The organism is Pseudoalteromonas shioyasakiensis (assembly GCF_022398475.1).
Taxonomy (GTDB): domain Bacteria; phylum Pseudomonadota; class Gammaproteobacteria; order Enterobacterales; family Alteromonadaceae; genus Pseudoalteromonas.
In genome coordinates, this window is record NZ_JAKEVM010000026.1 from 1 (window position 1) to 26,989 (window position 26,989).

Here is a 26,989-nt window from a genome sequence, read left to right on the forward strand (position 1 = left end):
TTTATAAGCTTTGCTCAGATAATTTAAATTAACCGGCAAAAGCCGTTGCTATTGGCGCTATATGAGTAATTCGCTTAGCGGTGTATCTTGGCGGTAGTGGTAAGCTATTTGCGCTTGTAGCAGCTCTGCGGTGGCTGTGGCATCATTCAGTGCGTTGTGGTTTTGATACGCAGGTAACGAATAACGAATACGAGAGTCTGCTAAGCGCACAGAATCAAGCTTAGAGTTAAATAATCGCCCTAGTAACCCCTGTTTTGCTCGAAGAGCACGAGTTTCTAGATCCAACGTATCAATAACTGCAAATTCAAGCCCTTCACCTAAGCGTGCTTGCAACGCTTGATATAAAAAATGCCTTTCAATGGGTGCAAAATGCACCACAATAATTTTGCCTTTTAATGCTGCTAACAATGGCTCCATAATTGTTGAAAAGTCTGGTGCATCACTCACTTCTGAGTGAGTTATACCATGAATAACAATCGACTCTTCAGCGAGCTTACGCCTTGGTTGAACAATCCAGTGTTGGCTATCTTTACAAAAAATACGCTTAGTATTGAATGGGATTAAACCAACACTGACGATATCGTCATCTTGATAATTTAGACCGGTTGTCTCAAAATCAAGTGCAACGAAGGGAACATCGCTAATAGGCATGTTTAAATCACAAAGAGCTGATTCATAAAATGCTTTAATTAGTGGCTGTTTGCTCTGTGCTAATAACTGTTGATACCGAGTCGGCCAATCAAGTTTCGCGCCTTGTTTTGCCATTACTTCATCCCAGTGTTGGCAGAATATCTGAATTTAAGGAAATTCTGCGCTTTATCTAAAATGGCAAACGCCTCTTTGAGATTACGCTGCTCAAAAGGAGAAAGTAAATGAGGCTCTAAGTCGTTATCTGGCGCTTCATCAAGCTTTTCTATTTGCCATGCTTGGTGTCTAATTCTGATCATGGCAATGTATTCTAGGGCGTCTCGTAAATCTTGTGCTTTACCATCAGGGAGTAATTTAGCTTCGATAATATCCTCTAAACGCTCGAATGAATTTTGTTTACGGCTGCCTATCGCTAATGCGTGCACGCGTATTACGTCAGATAAAGGCGCTGTACCGCGGCGTTTTAAGTTCATAGAGCGCTTGTGTTGTCCATTATGCTCTAACACAAAGTCTTTAAAGAAACCTAAAGGCGGTGTTCTGTTACGCGCATTCGCTGCAAGGTTTGCTAAGAAACGTTTATTCTTACGCCCTTCTGTTGCGATAAAGCGTTTGAGCTCATCGGCCCATTTGTTTTTACCGTAAACACCGTCTAAATCAAAAAAGATCGAGCTGTGTAACAAAGCCTGCGGTTTAGGTTCGGCCATCCAATCTGCAAATTGCTCTTTCCACTGCTCGCGTGTTAAACGCCACTTTTTAAATGACGCCATAATTTCGCCTTCACAATACTTGTAGCCACACTCAGCTAAACCGTCACAAACAAAATCAGCCAATTTCTGGAAGTACTCGTCATGTAACTCCTCGTTAAAATTATTATCAAGGATAATGGCATTATCTTGGTCAGTTACAATTAATTGCTCATCACGCGCCATTGAACCTAGAGCGATAAAGCAATAAGGAACCGGCGGTGGGCCAAACTTTTCTTCAGCTAAATCAAGTAAACGCTGTTTGAAGGTACGCCCTATTACAGCCATTGCGGTACCAATCATGTGTGAGTTAGCGTCTTCGTTAACCATGCGTACAAACACATTAGGCAGCTGCCTTGCATAGTGAGCTAAATCTTCAACCGATTGCTGAGCTAATATGCCGCGTACTAACAATAAGCTACTTTGCGACTCGTAGCGTAAAATATCTGATAACGAAATAACGCCAATCGGTTTTTTCTTAACGACTACAGGCAGGTGGTGAATATTATCTCTGAGCATTGCAAGCACGGCTTCAAACACATACGCATTGCTATCAAGAAGTACTAAGTCCTTTTGCATTATTTGCGCGGCTGGCGCTTCGTAACTTAACCCTTCAGCAATCACGCTGGTACGTAAGTCACGGTCGGTAATGATGCCAACTACTTGGCCGTCGTCGTCATCAGGATCATCACTGATTGGTTTATCGGCATCAGTAACCAGCACAGACGATACCGACTCTTGCGTCATCAATTGCGCAACCATTTGCACTGAGGCATCTTTTGCCACAGTGACAACATCACGATGAAGAAGCGACTTAACCTTAGCAGTTGTTAAATCATTGCTGTCAGCTTGTTCAACAATTGCTTGGTGAAGGCGCACATTACCATCGGCTTCAAAGAAATCGGCGAACACTTCGTACTCATCACAAAACTCGTTAAACAACTTAACATTGATGCAATAAACTAAGGTATCTTCAAGCGCCTTTGCCGGAAACCGCACTTTACGGTTCATAAGAAGGCCCATTGAACCAAAGATCCCACCGATAGTTAAACGGTTGTATAAATCACCGTCACGGCGATACATTTCAACGGCACCACTGCGTATGACATATAAATCAGCGATATCTTCGCCATAATTTAATATTTCTGTGCCTGCGCGAAAATAAGCGATTTCGATTTGTGCTGCGAGTTTATTTACTGCCTCTTCAGGAAGATCATCAAATGGAGCATGATCAGAAAGAAATTGGGCGATATCGACGTGTTCGGCTTGCATACGCGTACCTAGATTAAACCATTTGATTTAATTGTGAGGGTAATTGGCTATTTTTTCAAAGAAAAAATAGCCAATTAAGTAGGATTAAGCCTTTTCTAACTCTTCAGCCAGAAGTTTCGACTCATCTCCCCTTGGTTTAGTAAAGCGGGCTAAACCAAGATAAATAACAGGCGTTAAATACAGGGTAAATAACACCGCCAGTGCTAAGCCGCCAAATACCACCCAACCAATGGCGTTACGAGCTTCAGCCCCTGCGCCGGTAGATAAAATAAGTGGTAATGCACCCAGTAAGGTTGAAACCAGTGTCATCGCAATTGGGCGAAGGCGCACTAGTGCAGCCTCTTCTACCGCAACTCTAACCGAGCGTCCTTGGTCACGTAATTGATCAGCAAACTCCACTAGCAAGATGGCATTTTTAGCAATTAGACCAATCAGCATCACTAAACCAATTTGCGAGTAAATGTTTAATGATGTACCTGTTAGATACAGCGCTAGAATTGCAGATGTAATACCAAACGGTACTGTGATCATAACAACGATTGCACTATTCACACTTTCAAATTGTGCAGCCAATACCAGAAGAACAATTAAAAAGGCCAGAACATAGGTCACTAATACTTCATTGGCTGTTTCTTCAAAGGTTAATGCCTCACCTTTAAACGCCAAGCTGATGCCTGCAGGTAAAGATTGCTCGGAAATATCACGGATTTTTGTAACCAGCTCAGCAATAGTTACGCCCTCAGGCATTTCCATACTCAGTTCAATAGCACGGCGCTGCGCGTGGCGCTCAAGCTCTGCTGCAACACCTTCTTCAGTAATCGTTGCCACACTACTCAGTGGCACTAGTTGACCATTACGGCCACCAACATACAAGTTAGCTAAATCGCTTGGGTTAGTGATAGTTTGATTTTGTGCTTGCAGCATAATCGGGATTGATTGGTCACCAATATTTAAATCGGCGATATCATCACCATTGATTGCAGCGCGAAGTGTCACAGAGATATCATTGAGCGATACGCCAAGCTCTTCAGCACGACGTCTATCAATATTAACCCGTAATTGTGGCTGTGACGGCTGATATGAAATACGCACAGGAGCTACTTCTGGTACTGCTTTTTCAATTTCAGCAGAAAAATCTTGCGCGGCTTTAAATATCTCGAGGTAGTCTTGCCCTAATAAGGCAAGCTCAATACCACCGCCTTGACCACGTAGGTTCAAACTATTTGAGCCACCTGGGTAACCAGCCGCACCAGGAATATTCCCTAGAGGTTCACGTATTTTATTGATAATTTCTTGCTGACTAAAATGACGTTCATCCCAATGTTTAAGCGGCACAGTAATAAATACAATATTTGGATCCCATTGCCCAACCACAGTGTAAATAGACTCAATATCACCACTCTCAACATACGGCAGTAAGATATCTTCCATTTGCACCGCTTGCCTGTCCATAAAATTTAGGCCTACACCATCTGGACCACGGGCAAAAATACGAATTTTACCGCGATCTTCTGTTGGTAATAACTCGTTATCTAAATTGAAATACAGTGCACCAGAGCCTGCAGCGACCAACAAACACGCAAAAAAGGTAAGCCATGCATGTTCAAGTACACCATGTATTGTGCGCTTATAAACAGCGGCTAACACATGACCAACTTTTGCAAATGGATGAAAACCGCCCTGCTTTAATTTCAGTTTGGATGTCAGCGCAGGGACCAAAGACAGCGCTACAAAGCTTGATATGATAACAGCGCCAGCTAATACCCCACCAAACTCTCTAAATAGTCGCCCTGCTGTTGATGGTAAAAAAGCGATAGGCACAAATACCGCAGCCAATACAGCGGTTGTTGCCACAACAGCAAAGAATACTTCACGGGTACCAACCACTGCAGCTGCTCGACGACCAAGACCTAAGCCCCGCTGACGTTGTATGTTTTCACTTACCACAATGGCATCATCTACAATTAGGCCTGTAGCTAACACGAGTGCAAGCAAGGTAAGAATATTAATTGAGAAACCAAGCGCCCAAATAAGTGCTAAAGAGCCAATTAATGCAACAGGTATCGCAAATGCAGGAACCAGCGTTGCGCGCCATGAGCCAATAAACACCCACAGTGTGATCACCACTAACAGCACGGTTAGTAACAGTGAGTTAATAACTTCATCAACTGAGCTTCTGATAAACTGCGCATCGTCAGAGGTTAAAGTAAATTCCATTTCAGGAAAACGCACTCGCATACGTTCGATTAAAGTTAGCACTTCATCAGAAATTTCAATGGTATTAGATTGCGCCTGACGAATAATTTCCATGCCAATCACAGGTGTGCCATTCAGCCTTACGAATGAACGCGGATCGGCTGGGCCAAAGTAAACAGCCGCAACATCGCCAATACGGGTATCGTCTCGTACAATGATATCGGCTACTTGTTCAGCAGAAATTGACGTTGCATCAGCACGAACAATTACCTGTTGATCGCTTGATTTTAAACTACCTGCAGGCACATCAAAGGGAGCCTGACGAAGTACGTTGGCAATATCTGGTACGGTAAGGTTAAAGCTGCTTAGTTTTAGTGGGTCGATGCGCACTCTAAGCACCCGCTCACGGTCGCCATTTAAACGAACATCAGCAACGCCAGGAATGGTTAAAAACTGCGGAGCTAAGTCGACATCAACACGCTCTGTCAGTGCCTCAAGGGATAAGCTATCACTTGATACCGTTAACGATACAACCGCTTCGGCATCGTTATCGGCTTTAATAATTGATACCCGTTCAACTTCTTCGGGTAATTCTCGCTGCACACGGGCTACCGATTCACGCGTTTCGTTTGCAGCATCATCTAAATTTACACCGGGGCGAAACTCAACCACGATACGAGCATTGTTTTCTTCACTTTGCGCACGAATCGACTTTACACCACTTACCCTAGCAACCGCCCCTTCTAGCTTACTGGTTACTTCGGTATCTACGGTCTCCGGTGAACCACCAGGAAAAGACGCTGATACAGTAATACGAGGTCTATCAACATCAGGTAGCTCACGTACTTCAACCCCTGCTATTGCTGCAATACCGGCGATAATAATGAGTAAGTTAAGTACCACAATTAAAACAGGGCGACGTATCGCCATTGATGGTAAGTCTTCCATCATAGGTTGCTGTTTCATCATTACTCCTTGGCTAGCTGCACTTCATTGATGAAATTAAGCTCTTGATTAGGTCTTAGGCGTTGAACTCCTTCTGTCACCAATAAGTCGCCTTCGTTTAAGCCACCAGAGACTAACAAGCGCCCTGCTAAACGCTGCTCAATTTTAACATCAACACGAGTTGCTTTTTTGTCGACACTCTTCCATACGTAAGGGCCTGCTGCCCCCCACATCATCGCAGCTTCAGGTACTACAGCAAGCTCTTCACCTAGAATATTTATGTGTACACGAAAGCTCATACCCGGCATAAATTGCTGGGCATTATTATCAAGTTTGGCTTTTGTTCTAAGAGTGCGGGTTTGCGCATTGATACGCGAATCAAGCTCTGCCACCTTAGCCGTGTAAGCTTTATCGCCTAACCAAGGCACCACTTCGACCGAGGATTTTTGCTTAAGCAATGAAATAGCGGCCTCTGGGGCATTAAAATTGATATAAAGCTCAGAAATATCATCGATGGTGGCAATGGCTGTTTGGGTTGTGATCCTGTCGCCTACTTCGACGTCAGTTAAACCCATAACACCACTAAAAGGAGCACGAACTTCGCGGTCTTCACGCTCTGTTTTCGCTTGCATTAACTGGACTTTTGCAAGCTCATAAAGCGTTTTCGCATCATCTAAATCACTTTGCGGCACCGCACCACGAGCGTGGCTTTCTTCAAGCCTTTTCATGGTGCGCTCAGCATCTTTTAAAGTAATTTCAGCTTCGATCAACGCTGCTTTTTGTCTACGAGAATCAAGCTCTAATAGTAAGTCACCTTTGGCAACGTTATCGCCTGGTTTAAAGTAAACAGCAGTGACTCTGTCCCCAACGGCTGGGTAAAGAGTGACTGAGTGAATTGCTTCAGCATTACCCACTGCTTTTATCTGTTGTTTAGACTTTTCAACAGACACTGATTCTACAACTACATTAGCCGCCTCAGCGACGGAAACACAACTAGTACAGGCAATTAAAGTCCATGTATGTAATTTGCCAATTGTCAAAATTTCACCTAAATAAGAATCGTTTTAATTGTTACGAAGTGTAACAGCTTTGTGATCAATAAAAAGCTGACTTCGTTTAATAAACAATTAGCCAAGGTGAAATAAACCCATACATCGCCTGTGTTTTCTAATTAGAAACGACAATGTGATGAATCGACCTCTTTTAAGTGTGCTTCGCTTGCTATGGTTACCTCTACACAATCAGATTGATCAATTATTTGTTCTTTTTGAATAGGCATAAAAAAACCCCAGACTATGCTGGGGTTTCTATCAATTCATAAAGCTAACAATTACTGTTGGCGCTGTGCTTCTTTTTGCGCTTTTTTAGCTTCTTTACGCTTACGAAGAACTTCTTGCGCTTCATTACCGATGTGACCTTCGCCACGCGCTTGTGCTAATTCGATTTGCTTTTGACGCTCAGCAAAACGTGCACGTTGCTCTTCTGTTAGGCTGTCGTGACAGTGATGACACGATACACCTTCCATGTATTCAGGCTTTTGCTTTTCTTCTTCAGTGATAGGCATACGACATGCGTGACATTGGTCGTAAGAGCCTTTTTGTAAGTCGTGATTTACCGCTACACGGTTATCAAAAACAAAACACTCACCTTCCCACATGGTTTCTTCTTTTGGTACTTCTTCTAAGTACTTAAGAATACCACCTTCAAGGTGGAATACTTCGTCAAAGCCTTGCTCTTTCATGTACGCAGTTGATTTTTCACAGCGAATACCACCGGTACAGAACATCGCCACTTTCTTGTGCTTTTCTGGGTCTAGGTTTTCTTTCGCCCACGCTGGGAATTCGCGGAATGTTTTAGTGTTTGGATCAACCGCATTTTGGAAAGTACCAATTTCGATTTCGTAATCGTTACGTGTATCGATAAGAATCACTTCTGGGTCTGAAATTAACGCATTCCAGTCAGCTGGTTTTACGTATGTACCCACAACTTCACGTGGGTCGATACCTTCAACACCCATAGTTACGATTTCTTTTTTCAGTTTTACCTTAGTACGGTAGAACGGGCATTCGTCATCGTATGACTCTTTAGTCACGATGTTGTCTAGGTTTGGTTGTGAATCTAACCATGCAAGTAGGTTATCGATACCTTCACGTTTAGCAGAAACAGTACCGTTGATACCTTCAGCCGCAAGTAACAAAGTACCGCGTACTTCATTGTCTTCCATTACTTTAAGTAGTGGTTGGCGAATCGCTTCAAAATCAGGAAGGGCTACAAATTTGTAAAGTGCGCAAACAACAAAGTGCTCGCTAGTTACATTGTCTTTATGAACAGCAGTCATGGTTTTACCTTTTGCTTTAAATGCCCATGTGGGGCGTTAACCGAATCGCAAATCCGGCGCATTGAGGGCGCGTATTTTACGCGAATTAGCGATAATTGCAAAAACTGATGCGAAATAGCTGTGTTTTTACTGTCTCCAAGTGAGGCAAGTGCGTTATAATGAACAGGATTTACAAATTTTGCTCATCGGAGATTACGCATTGCATTTTACTGAACTTGGGATTGATACACGCCTCGAAAAACAACTTGCGCATCAAGGCATCACCCAGCCCACTGACATTCAAGCTCACGCGGTACCAACAGCTATCGCAGGCCATGATATTTTTGCACAGTCAAAAACAGGATCGGGCAAAACGCTGGCGTTTTTATTACCTGCTGTACAGCGCGTAATGAAACAAAAAGCACTCAGTAAACGCGACCCTCGCGTTTTAATCGTTGCGCCTACCCGCGAATTAGCAACCCAAGTGTACAGCCAATTAAGGCTATTAATTGCTGGTACAAATATTAGTGCTGTAAAAGTACTGGGTGGTGAAAACTTTAATGACCAAATAAAGGCTCTTCGTAAAGATCCACATTTTGTGGTGGGCACACCGGGTCGTTTAGCTGACCACTTGAGTCAACGCTCATTACAGCTTTCAGGCTTAGAGCTGTTAATTTTTGATGAAGCTGACCGTATCTTAGATTTAGGTTTTACCGATCAAGTTAAAATGATTAACGAGCTTGCTGATCACCGTTTACGCCAAACGTTATTGTTTTCTGCAACTCTTGACCATGCACAAGTTGATGCCCTGTCACGTAACCTTTTACGTTCGCCAAAACAAATTCTGTTAAGTGCTTCTAACGAGCAACATAGTGACATTACCCAGCAACTTTATTTAGCTGATCACTTAGATCACAAAGAAGCTCTACTTGAGCACTTTGTAAAACAAGACAATGTTGGCCAGTGCATTATTTTCACCGCAACACGTGCCGACACTCAGCGTTTAAGCCAGCTATTAAATGATAAAGGCTTTAAAGCGCAAGCGCTTGCGGGTGACTTAACACAGGCCAAACGCCTAGAAATTATGGACGCCTTCAGCCGTGAAAACTTTAAAATCTTAATCACCACTGATGTTGCATCACGTGGTCTTGATTTATTAAGCGTAACCCACGTAATTAATTTCGATCTACCAAAACATGCTGAAGAGTATGTGCACCGTATTGGTCGTACTGGTCGCGCAGGCTTTAAAGGAACTGCTATTTCGTTAGTGGGCCCGAAAGATTGGCCAAGCTACAAAGCAATTAAAGCATTTTTAAATGATGAATTAAGCTTTTTCACCGTTGACGGCCTTGTTGGTAAATTTAAAGGTCTGCGTGAGAAAAAACCAAACACAGTTTGGAAAAAAGCAGAGAAAAAAGTGGCTGCTAAACCTGCAAAACCAAAACGCAAAGCAGCCCCTAAAAAGCCAAAAGCCCCTATTCAAGCACCAATTGATGTAGATGGTTTTGCTCCAATGCGCCGTAAGAAAAAGCCAGAACAGGAATAACAATGAGTATTTTAGGAACCACACAAACCCTTTTTGTTAACGAAATGTCTAACGAAGGTGCTTATTTAGATGGCCGTGATTTAGGCGAAGTATTCTTACCAAGCAAAGAAATTGATTACGAACTAGAAGCTGGCGACAGCGTGCAAGTATTCATTTACTTAGATCACGCAGGTCACCCAACTGGCACTACAAAAAAACCTTTAGCTGAAGTGGGCGAATTTGCCCTACTACGTGTTAAAGCAATCAATAGCACTGGTGCGTTTATGGATTGGGGCCTCGAAAAAGACGTACTAGCGCCATACAACGAACAAAAGCCAAAAATGAAAGACGGCTTTTCGTATCTTGTACGTTTATACCTCGATAACGCCAGCCAACGTATTTGTGCATCGAGCAACTTTAATAAGTTTTTATCGAAAGATGAACCAACTTACTCTGTAATGGAAGAAGTTGACTTAATCGTTGCCGGTAAAACAGACCTAGGCTACAAAGTACTTGTAAACGAAGCTCACATTGGCGTTGTTTATTACAACACGGTATTTAAAAAGCTGTTTGTTGGCCAACGCTTAAAAGGCTTTATTCAAAAAGTACGTGAAGACGGCAAAATCGACGTACTCCTTGAAAAGCCAGGTATGGGTAAAGTAAACGACTTAGGCGAAAAAATCTTAGCTAAATTAAAAGCCGAAGGCGGCGTACTTCACCTAGGTGATAAGTCAGACCCTGAAGCAATTAAAAAGACTTTCTCAACCAGTAAAGCAAACTACAAAAAAGCCATTGGCGGTTTGTTTAAGCAAGGTTTGATTGATATTGAAGCGACATCGATTAGATTGAAGTAAGTTGCGAGTTGCGAGTTGCGAGTTGCGAGTTGCGAGTTGCGAGTTGCGAGTTGCGAGTTGCGAGTTGCGAGTTGCGAGTTGCGAGGTAACAAATAGGCGCGGTAAATTTTCTAACACTATTTTGAGTATTTTCATTTAAAAGTAAAAGTCGGCATTACGACAGAAGCTACCTTTCTGGTTTAACTCATTTATGCCTCATTTCCACTTAGAGTTTTTGCGCCCCCATCATCTGTTCATGCGGTTTTGCCATATCTAGTCTAATCCTACAAACTTGGAAAAGTTACACTCATCAAGGCCACTTCGTTAACCAAAGCAATGATAGCTAAAAATAAAAAAGACTCAGCAAGCGAGCCGAGTCAGTTTTTTCGTTAGTCTGGATTTGTCGCGTTTTTGATATTAATCCAGTAGCTTCGGAATATCGCCGCTGAAGTCGATCCATGAGTTAGTACCCAGCGTTTCCGCCCCTTCAACACTCGGTTCTTCATAACGCATAACAAAGTTTTTAGGGCCGTGTGCATAGGCGACAACCAAGCCATAAGGTGTATCTAAGAACCCACCATGAGGTACAAGACCTGGGTAGCTGATTCGCCACGCATCACCATCTAATGAAACGTGACCCAGTGTCAGTTTACCAATCACATTGTCTGGTAATACAAAGAACCAAGTCCATGGGCCACCAGACACGATGGTCATGACTTCATCAATACCTACACCGTCGTCTGAGCTGTTAACGTGCAACTTACCGAATTTTTCTTGTAGAAAGTGCATGACTTCTGGAGTCATTGCTTTCATATCATAAACTTTAGGGTATGGAGCAACGCCAACTTCAGACGTTGATAGGAAACCACCTCTGTGTGCCTCTGGTACTCGGCCAGCTTTTTTAATTTGCTCCAATAAGTCTCCACGGTGCATAGAAAATAGCGAAATTAGCTTTTCACTTTCTTCCTTTGTAATGGCTCTTTTTTTGGATATTTCCAGGATAGGCTTGGCTTGTTCAGGCAGTGAAACGGTACTTACTCGTACACCAATAGTTTTGAGCACTTCGTTGACTCTCTCAACACCTTGAGTTGGCACTCTACCATCACTGTAAGATAGTTTCAGTTGACCCTCAGTTGACATTGTTTTTGCTACGCTTTGTCCGACGGGCATAGTGGCAATCACGCTCACTAATACTAAGTTGACCCATTTATTCATCATTCGCTCTCCTCTAGATTATAGGACGATGAGTTGTGTTTTCAGGCCTAAGTGTAGGAGTCGCGCCAAATAAGATAAACAGCATTCAGGTAAATAAATTGTTTACCAATAGTGAACTGACAATATGGAAACGTATTAGTAAGGAGTAAATTACTACAAACTATTTCTCTTTGGTTAACAGTTAAGTTACTAAATGGAGCTTTAATTACTCAATACGGCTGTTATGGTTAAGTCTTTGGTGCTTGAGCACTAGTAAAGTATTTATCCCCTTAAAATAGATGGCCTTGATGTGAAAAATATTAAATATCACCTTTTGTCCTTATCAGTGACAGCGCTGGTTGCAGGATCTTTTTTATATGTATGTTCATGGCTTTGCAGACATCCACGGCATTAAACACAGGCACACTGTATACATTAGTGCCATTTATTACTGCCATTGTTAGTGTTTTCCTCTTTAAGGAAAAATTATCTATTCAGATGCTTGGCGTTTATTTGGTAGGGGCTGTCGGGACATGTTGGGTGGTTGTGGAAGGAGATTTAGAGACATTATTGAGACTAAACCTCAACAAAGGGGATATTTTGTTTTGCTCGGGTGTATGTCTATGGTGTGCTTTTCTGTCTCGAGGAAAGTTTTTCATCGTGGAGAAGAAACCATCGTTACCGTGTTTTGTACTCTGATTGGCGGTACCTTCTGGATGTTGCTGGCGTTGTTTGTATTCCATCAACCACTAAACTGGTTTGCATTAAATGCCGAGCTTGCCTTGCACATGCTATACCTCGCTTTGTTTGCGACATTGCTCTCAACCTTTATCATCTACAAAACCACCGTTGTACTGGGGCCTGCAAAAGTGATGGCTTATATTTATCTAAGTCCTGTATTTGTTGCTTCTATCATGTTGTTATTTGAGGGAAAGAATATACCCACAACTGTATATCCAGGTATTGCACTATCCATTCTTTCTACTGTGGTATTGCAAGTGTCGAATAGTCAGGCCGAGCGAAATCAAGTCTGTTGAAAAATCTGGCCACCTTCTCACAAAGGTGGCGTTTTCATGCTCAGGTAATCAATTTGACAAGAGAAGATGAAGGCTAGTGCTGTTTGTTTTCGAAGTGTTTGACGACAAAATCAATAAAAGTCCTGACTTTTTGAGATTGCTCTTTATGGAAAGGATAAACAACATACAGTGAATGCCTATCAGCTTGCCACATCGATAAAACCTCAACTAATTCCCCAGATTCTAACTCGCCTTTAACGAATAAATCCGGCAGCAATAAAATACCATGGCCTGAGCACGCTGTTTGCTTGAGCGCTAATCCATTATTTACTACATAAGAACTTGATGGAAGCTCGATCTCTTTGACTTCATCCTCATTTCTGAATAGCCAACGTCTTGCTGACGAAGAAAAACTGTATATGAGGCACTTATGATGAGCGAGGTCTTCTGGCTTAAGAATCTCGCTGGATTTTGAAAGATACTCAGGAGAAGCACAAAGCACTCGTCTCATATCGATAAGCTTTCGGGATCTTAGACTAGAATTGCTTAATTCTCCCCCCCCTCGAATCGCTATATCAATGCCTGAGTCGATGAGATCGACATATTGGTCACTCATGAAAACTTCAATAGACAAATCAGGATATTGGTGCATGAATTCACAAACGATGGGGTTAATTTCTAAAATTCCTAACGACATAGGAACGCTTATTTTCAGTGATCCTTTTAACGTATGAGACGACTCGATGACTGACAAATCAGCATGTTTCAGATCATCTAATATGTTGCAAACCTGATTGTAGTAAAGTTGACCATTATCCGTTATGTGCATGTTACGCGTAGTTCGGTTTATCAGAGGGCTTTTAAGATAGTCTTCCAACTCATTGATATTCTTACTAACGGCTGCTTTTGACAGACTTAAATCTTCAGCTGCAGCTTTGAAGCTTCCGAGTTCCACAACCCTTCTGAAAACAGTTAGCGCCCTTATTTTATCCACTTCAACCTCATTTAAACTCTTATTGTTTACCAAAAGTAAACTATGTGGTTACTAACATATAGTTTATTTACCAATGCTAGTCAATTAGTATTTATTGTAATCACCAACACTGAGGTGTTGACCTTAAATACCTAATAGGACTAACTCATGAAAAAGATACTCGCGCTCTCGGGAAGTAATCACAGTCAGTCAATCCATAATACTCTGATTCGCTCCTTAGCTGAAAAAGCCACCCTAACTGAAGTGACCATCATCGAATTGAAAGATTTCGATTTGCCAATGTACGGTATTGATGCAGAGTCAAAAGGTATACCAGCCGACATCATCACATTGAGACAAATGATGAATGAACACGATGCGCTGATTATTGCTTCTCCTGAGCACAATGGCTCTATGCCTGCATTTTTAAAGAATGTCATTGACTGGCTTTCACGTGTTGCTGAACCAGGTAAATCCTTCTTTGGTGACGATAAGAAACCCGTTCTTTTAGTCAGTACTTCTCCTGGGCCGAATGGCGGCGCGACCAATCTCAGAACGATGGCGGAGCTAATGCCATGGTGGGGTGGCGACGTTAAAGGAATCTACAGTTTAGGGAGTTATCAGGAAAGAATTCACGATGGTGAGTTTGACGTAGCGACTAAAGTTGAACTGGAAGCGCTGATGTCTTCCTTTGAAAACGCACTATAGGAGCGTAGGTATGAATGTGGATACTGGTATAAACGAACAGGATCGTTTTGTGATTGGAGAAGCGCTTAAACGCCTTCTGGCAGACTCCTACACTTTGTATTTGCAAACGCATAATTTCCACTGGAACGTTATTGGCCCCCAATTTCGCGAACTACATCTTATGTTCGAAGAGCAATACAACGCATTGGCAATCGCCGTCGATGACATTGCTAAACGAATCCGAACACTAGGTGAAGTTGCGCTAGGGACTTACAAAGCTTTCGTCGACCTTAGCTCAGTTTCTGAAGTAGATGGCGTGCCCTCAGCAGAACAAATGGTGTCTATTCTTGTTCGTTCTCATGAGCAAGTGGTCAAGACTTGTCGAGACGTTCTGAAATTGGCTCAGGATGAGGATGATGAATCTTATGCTTAATTGGTCTCTGATCGAATGCGAGAGCATGAAAAAACAGCTTGGATGTTACGTTCAATACTGTGAGTCAAATTCGTCGCTATAACTTAACATTATAACGTTGAGCGAAAGCTCATGTTACATAGGTTTCCATAATTAAAGTATGTAGGTGCCCCCATGGCTGTTTTAGAAAAAGGTATTTGGTATCCAAATAAAGAAGTAAAAGATCTGTCTCATGAGGACAGCTTTGAACTGCCAAAAGTCGCTGAGCAAGGGCGTTATCACTTGTACATGTCGTTTGCTTGCCCTTTTGCCCATCGGCCTTACCTGGTGATCAATTACCTAGGATTGAATGACGCAATAACTGTTTCTTCTGTTGCAGCAAAGCGATATTCCGACGGATGGTTATTTGACGACGCTAACTCTGATCCTTTGTACGGCTCTCAAAACTTGGTAGAGCTTTACCAACGAGCAAATCCAAGTTACACGGGAAGAGTGACAGTACCGGTACTATGGGACAAACAAGATCATGCCATTGTAGATAATAATTCCTCCGCGATAGCGATGGAGCTTGCTACCAACTGGCTACCTTTAGCTAAGAACAAAGTTGAGTTGGTTCCAGATAGTCTGCGAGAAGAAATAGAAAAGCTCAACGAGTGGTTACACGTCAATGTGAATCGAAAAGTCTACCACGTTGGTTTTGCCACAGAGCAGGCAGAATATGATCTAGCCAGTGAGATCTTGTTTGATGCTATGGAGCAGCTGGACTGTAGGCTTGGTCAAACTCGTTACCTATATGGTTCGAATATCACACTATCTGATCTGTTTCTGTTACCGACACTTGTCAGGTTTGAAGCTGTTTATGAAGTTCACTTTAAGGCCAATAAAAAGCCACTAAAAGCCTTCGAGAACCTTTACCGGTATATGCTGGATTTAATCAGTCATGAGAGCATCAAAAAAACAATCGATATCGAGTATATGAAGCTGCATTACTACTTCTCGCACAAGCACATTAACCCACATGGAATTGTTCCAGCGGGGCCTGCCATTAGTTGGTAAGCCAGTAATATTTTCAATCTTGGAGAAAAGTAATGAGCAAAAAAATTAGAGTCGATTTTTTTCACGATGTCATTTGTGGGTGGTGTTATGTTTTGTCACCTCGACTACGCCAGCTTGCAAAAGAGTTTAATTTAAATATCCATCATCATGCATTTGCTTTGTCTGCTTCACGGGAAGAAATGCTTGGCAAGTTTGGTTCAATGAAACAAGCAAAGCAAATCATTTTGGGACACTGGGAGCAATGTGCACGTGCCGACGATAAAAAGCGCGTAAACGTCGAAGGGATGCATCAGCAGACGTTTGAATACCCATTTTCAACGCCAGGTTTGGTGGCATGTAAGGCGGCTGAACAACAGGGAGGCTCCAGTGCTTATTGGGACTATTTTGATGCTGTTACACATGCACATATGAGTGAAAACAGAAATATTGGTGATGTGGATGAGCTTACAGAAATTGCTGGTGAGGTTGGGCTGAATAAGGCTCGTTTTCTTGAGGACTTTGCTTCTCCGGAGCGACAAGCTGAGATACAGCGTGATAGAAAGTTGGCTCAAGAATATGGCATCACTTCTACGCCAACGTTGGTTATCAATAAAGGGTGGGTTGTACCGGGTGCTCTCGATATCAATGCATTACGTAAAACACTAAAAGAGGTCGCAACCAAAGTTTGACTTCCACTGAAAGCCTTTTCAACTTTTCACATTGCTTTTGCCAGCTGGATTGCTGGCTTTTTTATTTTTGCATGAGTCAAAGTTATCCATCTGATTGCTTTCACTCTAAACAGGTTCTGTCCAAAAACGAGTTTGATTAACTGATTCTCAAATGCAGATAACCTAAGGAAATTGCCCAAACAAAAAGAGCATTGTATATAGCGCGATATAAATCACGCTTACAATGCTCTTTAGAGACTATTTTAAAATAACGAGGTTATTTTAGTGAGTCGTTAATTTCTTTTAGTGTTGCAACTGGGTCTGCCGATTGGGTGATTGGGCGGCCTACAACTAAAAAATCGCTGCCATCTTCAACGGCTTGTTTTGGTGTCATGATGCGCTTTTGGTCGCCTGCATCGCTGCCTGCAGGGCGAATACCTGGAGTAACCAGTTTAAAGTCTGCGCCAAGTTCTGCTTTAAGCTTTTTCGCTTCTTGTGCTGAGCACACTACCCCATCAAGGCCTGATTCTTTGGCAAGGTTTGCTAGGTAAATTACTTGCTCTTCTGGTGTTTTATCTACACCTAAACGAGTAAGCTCTGCGGCATCCATACTGGTTAGTACGGTTACTGCAATTAGTAACGGAGCATCATCACCAAACTGCTCTAAAGCTTGTTTTGCTTTAGTCATCATTTCAACGCCGCCAGAGGCATGCACGTTAACCATCCACACACCCATTTTTGCAGCTGCGGTTACAGCTTTAGCCACTGTGTTTGGAATATCGTGAAATTTTAGGTCTAAGAATACATCAAAACCTAAGTCGATTAGTTCCTTAACAAAGCTAGGACCAAAATACGTGAACATTTCTTTGCCTACTTTAAGGCGACACGTATCAGGCGATAATTGCTTTACAAACGCAAGAGCTGTTTGTTGATCATCATAATCAAGGGCAATTAATACTTTTTTTGAATCTTCGACAGACATAACTTTCCTAAAAACTAATGGACTAATATGAATTAAAAACCGTCTATGCCACGGCTTGGAACAATTGTTTCCCAGTGCTTACAAGATGGACATACCCAATAAATGGTATGACTGGTAAAGCCACAGTGTTGACACTGAAAATCAGGTTTGGTTGCGATATAAGACGTAACTAGCTTATCAATTTGATCGAGTACATCTTTAATATCGTTGTTTTGTTTAGCTAGTAGCTGTAATAAAAAGCTAAAGCCACGAATAGTTGGGTGACGCTTTAAACTATCCGTTAAAAATTTAATTGCTTGCTCTATGTGACCTTGCTCAAGTAAAGCTTGGCAGTGTTTTATTTTTATTAATACGCCACCTTTATCGAGCAGTTCATTGAGTAATTCGTAAAACTGATGCGTTAAATTGAGCTTTTGATAACTGAGCGCTAATTCTTCAATAAATACCGGCGCAAAAAACGTGAATTGGCTAATCAGCTCGCGCCAGTAGTAAATTGCTTTTACATAATCTTCTTTGGTGAAAGCACTATGGCCAAGCTCATACAGTGGGCGAATGGCTTTGTGGTTTAAGCTAATGGCTTTACGCATAATTTGCGTATCGTTATCTTGTAAGGCTGCTTCACAGTAAAAATTGGCAATCGCTTTTACATGCTGAGGTTTAGTGAACAATTCACTGTGGGCCTCGTACATGTTAATGCCCTTTTCCCATTCACGGGTTTGTGAATAAAGATTAATAATTGGCTCTAAGGCTTCTTTATGGCCTGCCTTAACAAGCCATACTAAATGCTCTTCTGCACCATCTAACAAGCCTGCCATAATGTAATCTTCAGCAAGTTCTAAGCGGCTGGTTGCAGCTTGTTGGTCATCAAGACTTGGATGTTTTAATAGCAGCTCATGAATTTTAATAGCGCGATCAAGTTCGCCACGGCGGCGGAACATAGTTGCAAGCGTTGAATAATGTTCAACTGAATCAGCGGCAACTTCAAGTAGATTAATAAGGTGCTCTAAGCCTTGGTCTTCTTCTCTGTCTAAGAGAAATTTAAGGCCTTTAGAATATTCAGAGGTAATTTGGCGATTAAGCTGATGAGCTTGGTTTTTAGCGCTGTTTTTACCCATTATCCAACCGTAACCGGCTGCAACGGGTAAAAGTAAAAACAGAAGCTCAATCATGATTAGGTGTCTTTATTAGCAACAAGCTTTTTATTGTTTTTTTCAGGCGCTAATTTTTTCTTTAAGCGATAATTTTGCCACTTCAACTGAGAAAACAGTGTAAAGCTTATAAAACAACCAATTGCGACACCTAAAATAAAGCAGATACTTATTACAACAGCTAAGGGCAAAGTATTACTGGCGATTAAATAATTGATTTGCACCAATTGTGGATTCTGTGAACCAAGTACAAACGCAATAAATAAACACAGCGCAATTAATACAATTTTTAATACCCTAAACAAGTAACTACTCCTGTATAAAACTAGGCAATACTCGCATTTACGCGGTCACGTAATTCTTTACCTGGTTTAAAATGTGGTACGTGCTTACCGTCTAACTCAACTGTTTCGCCAGTCTTTGGATTACGACCTGTGCGAGGAGAACGATAATGCAATGAGAAACTTCCAAAGCCACGGATCTCGATGCGATCTGAGCTAGATAATGAGCCGGCCATTTGTTCAAGAATTTCTTTAACGGCATTTTCAACATCTTTCACAGGGATGTGTGCGTGTTGCTCGGCAAGTTGTTCTATCAATTCTGACTTAGTCATAGCGTTTCCTTAAAGAGTGGTAAAGGAAGGGCAAAACTGCCCTTCCAATTTTAAAAGACTAGATATTAGTCTTTTTGAGCATTTTTGAATGCTGCAGCCATAGCGTTTTCGAACGCTGGCTCTTCTTTCTTAAGCTTCTCTAGTACTTCTTTCTCTTCTGCTTCGAAAAGAGCTTTAACAGATAAGCTTAAAGTGCGGTTCTTACGATCAACACCAACGTATTTCGCTTCGATTTCGTCGCCTGCAGAAACTACAGTAGTAGCATCTTCAACACGCTCTTGAGCGATATCAGCTACACGGATGTAACCTTCAACGCCTTCGATTAGCTCAACAGTTGCGCCTTTCGCATCAACTTCAGTCACTTTACCTTTAACAATAGCACCTTTTTTGTTTGCGTCCAGGTAGTTATTGAATGGGTCAGCTTCGATTTGTTTAACGCCTAGAGAGATACGCTCACGCTCTGGGTCAACTTGTAATACGATAGCAGTGATTTCGTCGCCTTTCTTGAATTCACGTACAGCTTCTTCGCCTGGCGTGTTCCAAGAAATGTCTGAAAGGTGAACAAGACCGTCAATACCGCCTTCAAGACCGATGAAGATACCGAAGTCAGTGATTGATTTGATCTTACCAGTAACTTGGTCGCCTTTGTTTTGTAGACGAGCAAATTCTTGCCATGGGTTAGCAATACATTGCTTAAGACCAAGAGAAATACGACGACGCTCTTCGTCGATTTCAAGAACCATAACTTCAACAGTGTCACCTAGTGAAACAACTTTTGAAGGGTGGATGTTCTTGTTAGTCCAATCCATTTCAGAAACGTGTACTAGACCTTCTACGCCTTCTTCGATTTCAACGAAACAACCGTAGTCAGTAAGGTTAGTTACACGACCAGAAAGCTTAGAACCTTCTGGGTAACGACCAGCGATAGCTGCCCATGGATCTTCGCCAAGCTGTTTAAGGCCTAGAGATACACGAGTCTTTTCTTTGTCGAATTTAAGAACTTTAACTGCGATTTCGTCGCCAACATTAACGATTTCTGAAGGGTGCTTAACACGCTTCCACGCCATGTCTGTGATGTGTAGTAGACCGTCAACACCACCAAGGTCAACGAACGCACCGTAGTCTGTAAGGTTCTTAACGATACCTTTAACTTCTTGACCTTCAACAAGGTTAGCAAGAAGTTCTTCACGCTCTTGTGAGTTCTCTGATTCGATAACTGCACGGCGAGAAACAACAACGTTGTTACGTTTTTGGTCAAGCTTGATTACTTTGAACTCAAGCTCTTTACCTTCAAGGTGAGTTGTGTCACGTACTGGACGAACATCAACAAGTGAACCAGGTAGGAAGGCACGGATTGAATCAACTTCAACAGTGAAACCGCCTTTAACTTTACCGTTGATAACACCAGTAACAGTCTCTTGCTCTTCACATGCTTTTTCTAAGCGGATCCACGCTTCGTGACGCTTCGCTTTCTCACGAGAAAGGATAGTTTCACCGAAACCGTCTTCGATTGCGTCTAAAGCAACATCTACTTCGTCGCCAACAGCAACTTCTAGTTCACCAGCAGCATTTTTGAATTGCTCAGCAGGGATTGCACTTTCAGATTTAAGACCAGCATCAACAAGTACGATGTTGTTCTCGATTGAGATAACAGTACCTTTAACGATAGAGCCTTGCTCTGCTTCAAAACCCTTAAGGCTTTCTTCAAATAACTGCGCAAAATTTTCTGACATTATACGTCTCTAAATAATTAAATAACCAATTAGCAACCATGCTGCATGGGGTTGTTAAAATAGCACTAGCTTCCTGCCGGCACCTTAATAAATTACTTTTAAGCTTTTGGAAGCTTTCCTGCAAGTACTGCTTCGTCGAGTAAAGTTATTACTTTATCAAACACTTGCATTGCATTAAGCTCGCTAGTATCGAGCTCAATGGCGTCTTCTGCAGGAACAAGCGGCGCAACTTCACGCGTCATATCACGGTGATCGCGAGCTTTTATGTCCTCAAGTAGACCACTTAGTGTAACATCAAGACCGCGTTCGTTCAACTCAGCAAAACGACGACGAGCGCGCTCTTCAGCCGATGCGGTTAAATAAATCTTCAATGGTGCATCAGGGAACACAACTGTGCCCATGTCACGACCATCGGCAATTAAGCCGCTCTCAGTACGAAACGCACGTTGACGACGTAATAATGCTTCTCTCACCCGTGGTAATGCAGCAATCTTTGATGCCGCGGCACCCACTTCTTCGTTACGAATTGTGGTTGTGACGTCTTCGCCTTCCAATACAATTTTAGAAGTATGCGTTTGGCTATCGACCAAAAACTGTACATCTAAGTTTGCAGCTAGCGGTACTAGCGCATCTTCATTATCTAGTTCAATTTGATGATGAAGCGCTGCAAGTGACAGCACACGGTAAATCGCACCACTGTCTAATACATCCCAACCTAATTTCTCGGCTAACAAGCGACAAACAGTTCCTTTACCTGAACCACTTGGGCCATCGATGGTGATTACGGGCATTGATAACGCCTGCATTTATAACCTCCTGCAATGCACACCAAAATAAAACCGCGATATTATACGCCAGTTCTAGAAATAGATCCGCATTTAGAATGTAACTTTTTATATTTTCTTCTGTTTTATTGACTTGAGACAGACTCTAGTACTTTGAAAAACGTTGGAAAAGTTTTGTATGTACACTTAGGATCGTTAATGGTTATCGGCTTTCCGCCAACGGCAACCATTGCAAAACACATGGCAATACGGTGATCGTTATAGGTATCAATCGCTACATCGTTAAATGTTTCTGGTGGTGTAATTTCGATGAAATCTTCACCTTCAACCACTTCTGCACCAACTTTACGAAGCTCAGTCGCCATGGCATATAAGCGATCTGTTTCTTTTACACGCCAGTTATAGATATTACGAATAGCTGTTTTACCTTTAGCAAAAAGCGCAACAGTGGCGAGTGTCATTGCCGCATCAGGGATTGCATTGGCATCAATATCGACCGCGTTTAGCTCGCCTTTACGAACCACCAGCTTTTCATCGTACCAATCGATTTTGGCTCCTACTTGCTCCATAACTTTGGCAAAACCAATATCACCTTGAACAGATGCCGCACCTACACCGTTAATTTCAATTTCGCCACCTGCTATTGCAGCCGCCGCAACAAAATAAGAGGCGCTTGATGCATCACCTTCAACCATAATGCGCTCAAGTGCTTGATACTGCTGACAGCCTTTAACGTAAAATGTTTCGTAATTGTCATGACTTACAGTAACGCCAAAGCGCTTCATTACATCTAGGGTAATGTCAATGTAAGGCTTTGATACCAGTGTACCTTTAATGGTAATTTCTGTATCGCCATTAAATAATGGTGCTGCCATTAGTAACGCTGTTAAGAACTGGCTAGAAATGCTGCCATCAATTGCAACTTTGCCACCGTTGATTTTGCCGCCTTTAATGGCCAGTGGTGGATAATCTTTATGCTTAAGGTATTCAACATCACCACCCAGTGCTTGCAGTGCATCTACCAAATGGCCAATTGGGCGCTCTTCCATGCGAGGCTCACCCACCAGCTGGTACTCGCCTTCTACAGCTGCTAAAACGGCTGTAAGTGGACGATAAGCAGTACCGGCATTACCTAAAAATAAAGGCTCGCTTGGGGTTTTAAATTTACCTGCAACACCCTCTACGGTGGCCACTGTTTTATCTTCGTTAAGCGATACATTTACACCTAGAAGATTTAACGCACCTAGCATGTGACGAATATCATCACTATCTAGTAGGTTTTCAACAACGGTTGTGCCCTCTGCAAGAGCAGCAAGCAGTAAGATACGGTTTGATAAGCTTTTTGAGCCTGGTAGTGTCACACTACCATTTACCTTTGAAATCGGTTCAAGACGAAGCTGTTCCATAATTAGCTGTTCTCCTTGGCGAATTTTTCCATAAAATTAACCAAGGCTTGAACACCTTCAAGTGGCATCGCATTATAAATGCTTGCGCGCATACCACCGACAATACGGTGACCTTCAAGGGCTAATAAGCCTGCTTCTTTTGACTCACTAATGAATTTATCATTCAGTGATTCGTCGTTTAACCAAAACGGTACGTTCATACGCGAACGGCAATGCTTAGCAACTTTGTTGCTATAAAAATCTGAGCTATCAATGTAGCTGTAAAGAAGTTCTGCTTTTGCGATGTTTTGTTCTTCCATCGCTTTAACGCCGCCGTTTGCTTCAAGCCACTCAAATACTTCAGCAGCTAAATACCACGCAAATGTAGGTGGTGTGTTATACATGCTGCCTTGTTTTGCTTCTAATGCGTAATCAAGAATACCTGGCTTTGCAAGCCCTTCACGCTCTAATAGCGTTTTACGTACAATAACAATCGATAAACCAGATGGGCCAATATTCTTTTGTGCGCCAGCGTAAATAAGATCAAACTGATTTACGTCAAACTCACGCGATAAAATAGTTGATGACATATCAGCCACAATCGGTGCTGATGGGTGTGATGGTACGTCAAAAATTTCTATGCCATCTACGGTTTCATTCGGACAATAGTGAATGTATGATGCGTCAGCTGGTAATTCCCAGCTGCTTGCTGGTTTTATAGAGAACTGGCCATTTTGCTGCTCATCATCACGTACATTGATGCTTTCAACTGCAGTGAATTTTGCCGCTTCTGAAGTAGCCCCTTTAGACCATACACCGTTTTCACAGTACACAGCTGGCTTATCATCAAGGTGAAGATTCAGTGGTACAGCACTGAATTGACCACGGCCACCGCCGTGCATAAATAATACTTCAAACTCATCGCTAATATTCATTAAACGACGCAGGCTTGCTTCACATTTAGTGGTAAGCGCTAAAAAGTCGCTGCTGCGATGGCTAATTTCCATCACAGAGACACCTAAACCTTGCCAATCTATAAATTCTTTTTGTGCTTTTTGCATAACTGCCGGCGGTAGCATTGCCGGTCCTGCACAAAAATTATACTTAGTCATTACTTTGCCTCATTCCAGTAATTATAGTGCGGATAAAAAAAGCGGCCGAAGCCGCTTTTTAAATCAATGTTATTCTGAAGGTGGGTTATCACCCGTTTCTTCAGTATTGGTATCGACTACTTCAACGGCCTCGCCTTCGATGGCTTCAAGCTCATCAACTTCGATTTCTTCGATACGTTGTAAACCAACTACTTGCTCTTCGTCAATAGTTCGTATCAAAATAACGCCTTGAGTATTACGACCAACCGTAGAAACCTCGTTTACACGGGTACGTACTAAGGTACCGCGATTCGAGATAATCATGATTTCGTCGTTATCGTCAACTTGTACTGCACCAACCACAGCGCCATTACGCTCGCTTACTTTGATTGATACAACACCTTGTGTTGCACGGCTCTTCGATGGGTAATCTTCAAGTGCTGTACGCTTACCGTAACCGTTTTCTGTCACAGTTAGGATTGCACCATCTGACTTAGGTACGATTAACGACACAACGCGTTGGTCATCAGCCATCTTGATACCACGAACACCTGTTGCTGTACGACCCATTGGACGTACACCTTTGAAGCGGATTTCTGGGTTACCATTTTCGTCTAGAACTGGGTTACCGTTTTCATCAACAACTGCTGATTCTTCTGCTTCTTTAAAGCGAACAACTTTACCAGCATCAGTGAATAGCATGATTTCATTCGTGCCATCAGTGATATCAACACCAATTAGGCTATCGCCTTCATTTAGGTTAACAGCGATGATACCGCTCGCACGTTGACGGCTGTATGCTGTAAGTGGTGTTTTCTTAACTGTACCAAACGCAGTTGCCATGAAGATGTATTTATCTTCTTCGTACTCACGTACTGGTAAGATAGCAGTAATACGCTCATCAGCTTCAAGTGGTAATAAGTTAACAATTGGCTTACCACGCGCTGCACGGCTTGCTAATGGTAACTGATATACTTTCAACCAGTATAAACGACCTGCTGTTGAGAAGCACAGGATTGTATCGTGTGTGTTAGCAACTAATAGACGTTCGATGAAGTCTTCATCTTTCATCTTCGTTGCTGATTTACCTTTACCACCACGACGCTGTGCTTCGTAATCCGATAATGGTTGATACTTAACGTAACCTTCGTGAGAAAGCGTTACAACAACGTCTTCTTCATTGATTAGGTCTTCAAGGCTAATATCGTGAGCAGCTGCACTGATTTCAGTACGACGTTCGTCACCATATTGCTCTTTAATTTCTACTAGCTCATCGCGGATAACTTCCATTAGACGCTCTGGGCTTGAAAGAATGTGTAAAAGCTCAGCAATTAGATCAAGTAAGTTTTGGTACTCGTCTAAGATCTTCTCATGCTCAAGACCTGTTAGTTTGTGTAAACGTAGGTCTAGAATTGCCTGTGCTTGTTGCTCAGATAGATAGTACTGACCGTCACGGATACCTAGATCAGCCGCTAACCAATCAGGACGTGCTACGTTATCTTCACCCGCTTTTTCAAGCATCGCTTTAACAGTGCCTAGTTCCCAAGGACGTGCTGTTAGTGCAGCTTTTGCTTCTGCTGGTGTTGGTGACTTACGAATAAGTTCGATAATTGGGTCGATATTCGCAAGGGCAATCGCTAGGCCTTCAAGCGTGTGAGCACGGTCACGGGCTTTACGTAAATCGAATACAGTTCGACGTGTAACAACTTCACGACGGTGCACGATAAACGCTTCAAGCATTTCTTTTAGGTTGAAACACTTAGGTTGGTTGTTATCTAGTGCAACCATGTTCATACCAAACACAGTTTGTAACTGAGTTTGTGCATATAGGTTGTTTAAGATTACTTCACCAACATCACCACGTTTGATTTCGATAACGATACGCATACCGTCTTTATCTGATTCATCACGTAATGCACTAATACCTTCAATCTTCTTATCTTTAACAAGCTCTGCGATCTTTTCAATAAGGCGTGCTTTGTTAACTTGATAAGGGATTTCGTGAACGATGATTGTTTCACGACCGGTTTTTTCGTCAACTTCAATTTCAGCGCGAGCACGGATATATACTTTACCACGACCGGTTAAGTACGCTTGCTCAATGCCTTTTTTACCATTGATAATCGCCGCAGTCGGGAAATCTGGACCCGGGATATATTCAATTAGGTCAGCGATTGACATATCAGGGTTTTGAATAAGCGCTAAACAACCATTGATAACTTCTGTTAAGTTATGAGGTGGAATGTTAGTCGCCATACCAACCGCGATACCCGAAGAACCATTTACTAATAAGTTAGGTACTTTAGTAGGTAATACGTCAGGAATTTGCTCAGTACCGTCGTAGTTCGGTACGTAATCAACCGTTTCTTTTTCTAAATCAGCTAATAATTCATGTGACATTTTCGCCATACGGACTTCCGTATAACGCATTGCTGCCGCAGAGTCACCGTCAACAGAACCAAAGTTACCTTGGCCGTCAACAAGCATGTAGCGTAATGAGAAAGGCTGCGCCATACGAACGATGGTGTCATATACCGCGCTGTCGCCATGTGGGTGGTACTTACCGATTACATCACCAACAACACGTGCTGATTTCTTGTAAGGTTTATTCCAATCATTATTGAGTTCGTTCATTGCAAACAGAACGCGGCGGTGAACTGGCTTTAAGCCGTCACGTACGTCTGGCAATGCACGTCCTACGATTACACTCATCGCGTAATCAAGGTAGGAGTTTTTTAATTCATCTTCAATATTGACTGGCAGAATTTCATTGGCGAGATCAGTCATT

At 42.3% G+C, this 26,989-nt stretch carries 23 protein-coding genes and 1 pseudogene; 8 read left to right on the forward strand and 16 right to left on the reverse strand.

Features of this window, described 5'->3' with window-relative positions:
• Positions 1-57: 57 nt before the first annotated feature.
• The 5 genes from L1D51_RS07085 to trhO form a co-directional block, all read right to left on the reverse strand.
• The gene (locus tag L1D51_RS07085; protein ID WP_239963302.1) at positions 58-765 is read right to left on the reverse strand and encodes a 3'-5' exonuclease; all 708 of its coding nucleotides are present in this window, start codon (positions 763-765) and stop codon (positions 58-60) included.
• The gene (locus tag L1D51_RS07090) at positions 765-2,663 is read right to left on the reverse strand and encodes a DUF294 nucleotidyltransferase-like domain-containing protein (RefSeq protein ID WP_239963303.1); all 1,899 of its coding nucleotides are present in this window, start codon (positions 2,661-2,663) and stop codon (positions 765-767) included. Before L1D51_RS07090 ends, L1D51_RS07085 begins: the two co-directional genes overlap by 1 nt.
• Positions 2,664-2,747: 84 nt before the next feature.
• Positions 2,748-5,825 (reverse strand): efflux RND transporter permease subunit, encoded by a 3,078-nt coding sequence (locus L1D51_RS07095; RefSeq protein WP_082401565.1) that lies wholly within the window; start codon positions 5,823-5,825, stop codon positions 2,748-2,750.
• Between the two features lie 2 nt (positions 5,826-5,827).
• Complete coding sequence (locus L1D51_RS07100) at positions 5,828-6,838, reverse strand: efflux RND transporter periplasmic adaptor subunit (protein ID WP_425605534.1); 1,011 nt, start codon at positions 6,836-6,838, stop codon at positions 5,828-5,830.
• 296 nt (positions 6,839-7,134) lie between these two features.
• Positions 7,135-8,142 (reverse strand): oxygen-dependent tRNA uridine(34) hydroxylase TrhO, encoded by a 1,008-nt coding sequence (trhO, locus tag L1D51_RS07105; RefSeq protein WP_055197229.1) that lies wholly within the window; start codon positions 8,140-8,142, stop codon positions 7,135-7,137.
• Positions 8,143-8,341: 199 nt separating this feature from the next.
• Here trhO and L1D51_RS07110 point away from each other — a divergent pair, with 199 nt between their 5' ends.
• Positions 8,342-9,667 (forward strand): DEAD/DEAH box helicase, encoded by a 1,326-nt coding sequence (locus L1D51_RS07110; protein ID WP_054551932.1) that lies wholly within the window; start codon positions 8,342-8,344, stop codon positions 9,665-9,667.
• A 2-nt stretch (positions 9,668-9,669) separates the two neighbouring features.
• A complete protein-coding gene (locus L1D51_RS07115) occupies positions 9,670-10,500 on the forward strand; it encodes a CvfB family protein (protein ID WP_239963304.1) in 831 nt (276 codons plus the stop codon).
• Between the two features lie 396 nt (positions 10,501-10,896).
• Here L1D51_RS07115 and L1D51_RS07120 read toward each other — a convergent pair whose 3' ends face one another.
• Positions 10,897-11,697, reverse strand: a complete 801-nt coding sequence (locus tag L1D51_RS07120; protein WP_239963305.1) for a hypothetical protein — start codon at positions 11,695-11,697, stop codon at positions 10,897-10,899.
• Positions 11,698-12,060: 363 nt separating this feature from the next.
• Between L1D51_RS07120 and L1D51_RS21860 the strand changes: the two genes are divergently transcribed.
• Together L1D51_RS21860 and L1D51_RS07125 are read left to right on the forward strand one after the other, a co-directional pair.
• Positions 12,061-12,372: a hypothetical protein gene (locus L1D51_RS21860; RefSeq protein ID WP_425605533.1), complete on the forward strand. Its 312-nt coding sequence runs from the start codon at positions 12,061-12,063 to the stop codon at positions 12,370-12,372.
• On the forward strand, positions 12,297-12,710 hold the full coding sequence (locus L1D51_RS07125; RefSeq protein WP_239963316.1) for an EamA family transporter: 414 nt from the start codon (positions 12,297-12,299) through the stop codon (positions 12,708-12,710). The genes L1D51_RS21860 and L1D51_RS07125 overlap by 76 nt, the downstream gene beginning before the upstream one ends.
• Positions 12,711-12,783: 73 nt before the next feature.
• Here L1D51_RS07125 and L1D51_RS07130 read toward each other — a convergent pair whose 3' ends face one another.
• Positions 12,784-13,683 carry a LysR family transcriptional regulator gene (locus L1D51_RS07130; protein WP_239963306.1) on the reverse strand — a complete coding sequence of 300 codons (900 nt, stop codon included), beginning with the start codon at positions 13,681-13,683 and terminating at the stop codon, positions 12,784-12,786.
• 147 nt (positions 13,684-13,830) lie between these two features.
• Here L1D51_RS07130 and L1D51_RS07135 point away from each other — a divergent pair, with 147 nt between their 5' ends.
• The 4 genes and pseudogenes from L1D51_RS07135 (at position 13,831) to L1D51_RS07150 (ending at position 16,485) form a co-directional block, all read left to right on the forward strand.
• Positions 13,831-14,370 carry an NADPH-dependent FMN reductase gene (locus L1D51_RS07135; RefSeq protein ID WP_239963307.1) on the forward strand — a complete coding sequence of 180 codons (540 nt, stop codon included), beginning with the start codon at positions 13,831-13,833 and terminating at the stop codon, positions 14,368-14,370.
• A gap of 10 nt (positions 14,371-14,380) precedes the next feature.
• A pseudogene (locus L1D51_RS07140) lies at positions 14,381-14,779 on the forward strand (Dps family protein); the annotation flags it as partial.
• A 156-nt stretch (positions 14,780-14,935) separates the two neighbouring features.
• Positions 14,936-15,817: a glutathione S-transferase C-terminal domain-containing protein gene (locus L1D51_RS07145; protein WP_239963309.1), complete on the forward strand. Its 882-nt coding sequence runs from the start codon at positions 14,936-14,938 to the stop codon at positions 15,815-15,817.
• A 32-nt stretch (positions 15,818-15,849) separates the two neighbouring features.
• Positions 15,850-16,485 carry a DsbA family oxidoreductase gene (locus tag L1D51_RS07150; RefSeq protein WP_239963310.1) on the forward strand — a complete coding sequence of 212 codons (636 nt, stop codon included), beginning with the start codon at positions 15,850-15,852 and terminating at the stop codon, positions 16,483-16,485.
• Positions 16,486-16,741: 256 nt separating this feature from the next.
• Here the strand turns inward: L1D51_RS07150 and pyrF are convergent, their stop codons facing one another.
• The 9 genes from pyrF to gyrA form a co-directional block, all read right to left on the reverse strand.
• Positions 16,742-17,446, reverse strand: coding sequence for an orotidine-5'-phosphate decarboxylase (gene pyrF, locus L1D51_RS07155; RefSeq protein WP_054561549.1), 705 nt, complete (start codon positions 17,444-17,446; stop codon positions 16,742-16,744).
• A gap of 32 nt (positions 17,447-17,478) precedes the next feature.
• Entirely contained in the window at positions 17,479-18,615 is a 1,137-nt protein-coding gene (gene lapB / locus L1D51_RS07160) for a lipopolysaccharide assembly protein LapB (RefSeq protein ID WP_239963311.1), read from the reverse strand.
• A gap of 2 nt (positions 18,616-18,617) precedes the next feature.
• Entirely contained in the window at positions 18,618-18,899 is a 282-nt protein-coding gene (locus L1D51_RS07165) for a lipopolysaccharide assembly protein LapA domain-containing protein (RefSeq protein WP_054551349.1), read from the reverse strand.
• A 20-nt stretch (positions 18,900-18,919) separates the two neighbouring features.
• Entirely contained in the window at positions 18,920-19,207 is a 288-nt protein-coding gene (gene ihfB, locus L1D51_RS07170) for an integration host factor subunit beta (protein ID WP_036968575.1), read from the reverse strand.
• Positions 19,208-19,272: 65 nt separating this feature from the next.
• The gene (gene rpsA / locus L1D51_RS07175) at positions 19,273-20,940 is read right to left on the reverse strand and encodes a 30S ribosomal protein S1 (RefSeq protein ID WP_054551350.1); all 1,668 of its coding nucleotides are present in this window, start codon (positions 20,938-20,940) and stop codon (positions 19,273-19,275) included.
• A 98-nt stretch (positions 20,941-21,038) separates the two neighbouring features.
• Positions 21,039-21,746: a (d)CMP kinase gene (cmk, locus tag L1D51_RS07180; RefSeq protein ID WP_138600691.1), complete on the reverse strand. Its 708-nt coding sequence runs from the start codon at positions 21,744-21,746 to the stop codon at positions 21,039-21,041.
• A gap of 104 nt (positions 21,747-21,850) precedes the next feature.
• Entirely contained in the window at positions 21,851-23,131 is a 1,281-nt protein-coding gene (gene aroA / locus L1D51_RS07185; protein ID WP_239963312.1) for a 3-phosphoshikimate 1-carboxyvinyltransferase, read from the reverse strand.
• A 2-nt stretch (positions 23,132-23,133) separates the two neighbouring features.
• Positions 23,134-24,222, reverse strand: coding sequence for a 3-phosphoserine/phosphohydroxythreonine transaminase (gene serC / locus L1D51_RS07190; RefSeq protein WP_054561553.1), 1,089 nt, complete (start codon positions 24,220-24,222; stop codon positions 23,134-23,136).
• A gap of 69 nt (positions 24,223-24,291) precedes the next feature.
• Complete coding sequence (gene gyrA, locus L1D51_RS07195; protein ID WP_239963313.1) at positions 24,292-26,988, reverse strand: DNA topoisomerase (ATP-hydrolyzing) subunit A; 2,697 nt, start codon at positions 26,986-26,988, stop codon at positions 24,292-24,294.
• Between the last annotated feature and the right edge of the window lies 1 nt (position 26,989).

What these genes read in the sequence shown, in the direction of transcription:
- L1D51_RS07145 (WP_239963309.1), top strand. Translation starts at nt 14,936, where the DNA reads ATGGCTGTTTTAGAAAAAGGTATTTGGTATCCAAATAAAGAAGTAAAA.
- ihfB (WP_036968575.1), bottom strand. Translation starts at nt 19,207, where the DNA reads ATGACTAAGTCAGAATTGATAGAACAACTTGCCGAGCAACACGCACAC.
- lapB (WP_239963311.1), bottom strand. Translation starts at nt 18,615, where the DNA reads ATGATTGAGCTTCTGTTTTTACTTTTACCCGTTGCAGCCGGTTACGGT.
- serC (WP_054561553.1), bottom strand. Translation starts at nt 24,222, where the DNA reads ATGACTAAGTATAATTTTTGTGCAGGACCGGCAATGCTACCGCCGGCA.
- cmk (WP_138600691.1), bottom strand. Translation starts at nt 21,746, where the DNA reads ATGCAGGCGTTATCAATGCCCGTAATCACCATCGATGGCCCAAGTGGT.
- L1D51_RS07125 (WP_239963316.1), top strand. Translation starts at nt 12,297, where the DNA reads ATGGTGTGCTTTTCTGTCTCGAGGAAAGTTTTTCATCGTGGAGAAGAA.
- L1D51_RS21860 (WP_425605533.1), top strand. Translation starts at nt 12,061, where the DNA reads ATGGCTTTGCAGACATCCACGGCATTAAACACAGGCACACTGTATACA.
- L1D51_RS07135 (WP_239963307.1), top strand. Translation starts at nt 13,831, where the DNA reads ATGAAAAAGATACTCGCGCTCTCGGGAAGTAATCACAGTCAGTCAATC.
- L1D51_RS07120 (WP_239963305.1), bottom strand. Translation starts at nt 11,697, where the DNA reads ATGATGAATAAATGGGTCAACTTAGTATTAGTGAGCGTGATTGCCACT.
- L1D51_RS07090 (WP_239963303.1), bottom strand. Translation starts at nt 2,663, where the DNA reads ATGCAAGCCGAACACGTCGATATCGCCCAATTTCTTTCTGATCATGCT.
- trhO (WP_055197229.1), bottom strand. Translation starts at nt 8,142, where the DNA reads ATGACTGCTGTTCATAAAGACAATGTAACTAGCGAGCACTTTGTTGTT.
- L1D51_RS07115 (WP_239963304.1), top strand. Translation starts at nt 9,670, where the DNA reads ATGAGTATTTTAGGAACCACACAAACCCTTTTTGTTAACGAAATGTCT.
- L1D51_RS07150 (WP_239963310.1), top strand. Translation starts at nt 15,850, where the DNA reads ATGAGCAAAAAAATTAGAGTCGATTTTTTTCACGATGTCATTTGTGGG.
- rpsA (WP_054551350.1), bottom strand. Translation starts at nt 20,940, where the DNA reads ATGTCAGAAAATTTTGCGCAGTTATTTGAAGAAAGCCTTAAGGGTTTT.
- aroA (WP_239963312.1), bottom strand. Translation starts at nt 23,131, where the DNA reads ATGGAACAGCTTCGTCTTGAACCGATTTCAAAGGTAAATGGTAGTGTG.
- L1D51_RS07095 (WP_082401565.1), bottom strand. Translation starts at nt 5,825, where the DNA reads ATGAAACAGCAACCTATGATGGAAGACTTACCATCAATGGCGATACGT.
- pyrF (WP_054561549.1), bottom strand. Translation starts at nt 17,446, where the DNA reads ATGTCTGTCGAAGATTCAAAAAAAGTATTAATTGCCCTTGATTATGAT.
- L1D51_RS07085 (WP_239963302.1), bottom strand. Translation starts at nt 765, where the DNA reads ATGGCAAAACAAGGCGCGAAACTTGATTGGCCGACTCGGTATCAACAG.
- gyrA (WP_239963313.1), bottom strand. Translation starts at nt 26,988, where the DNA reads ATGACTGATCTCGCCAATGAAATTCTGCCAGTCAATATTGAAGATGAA.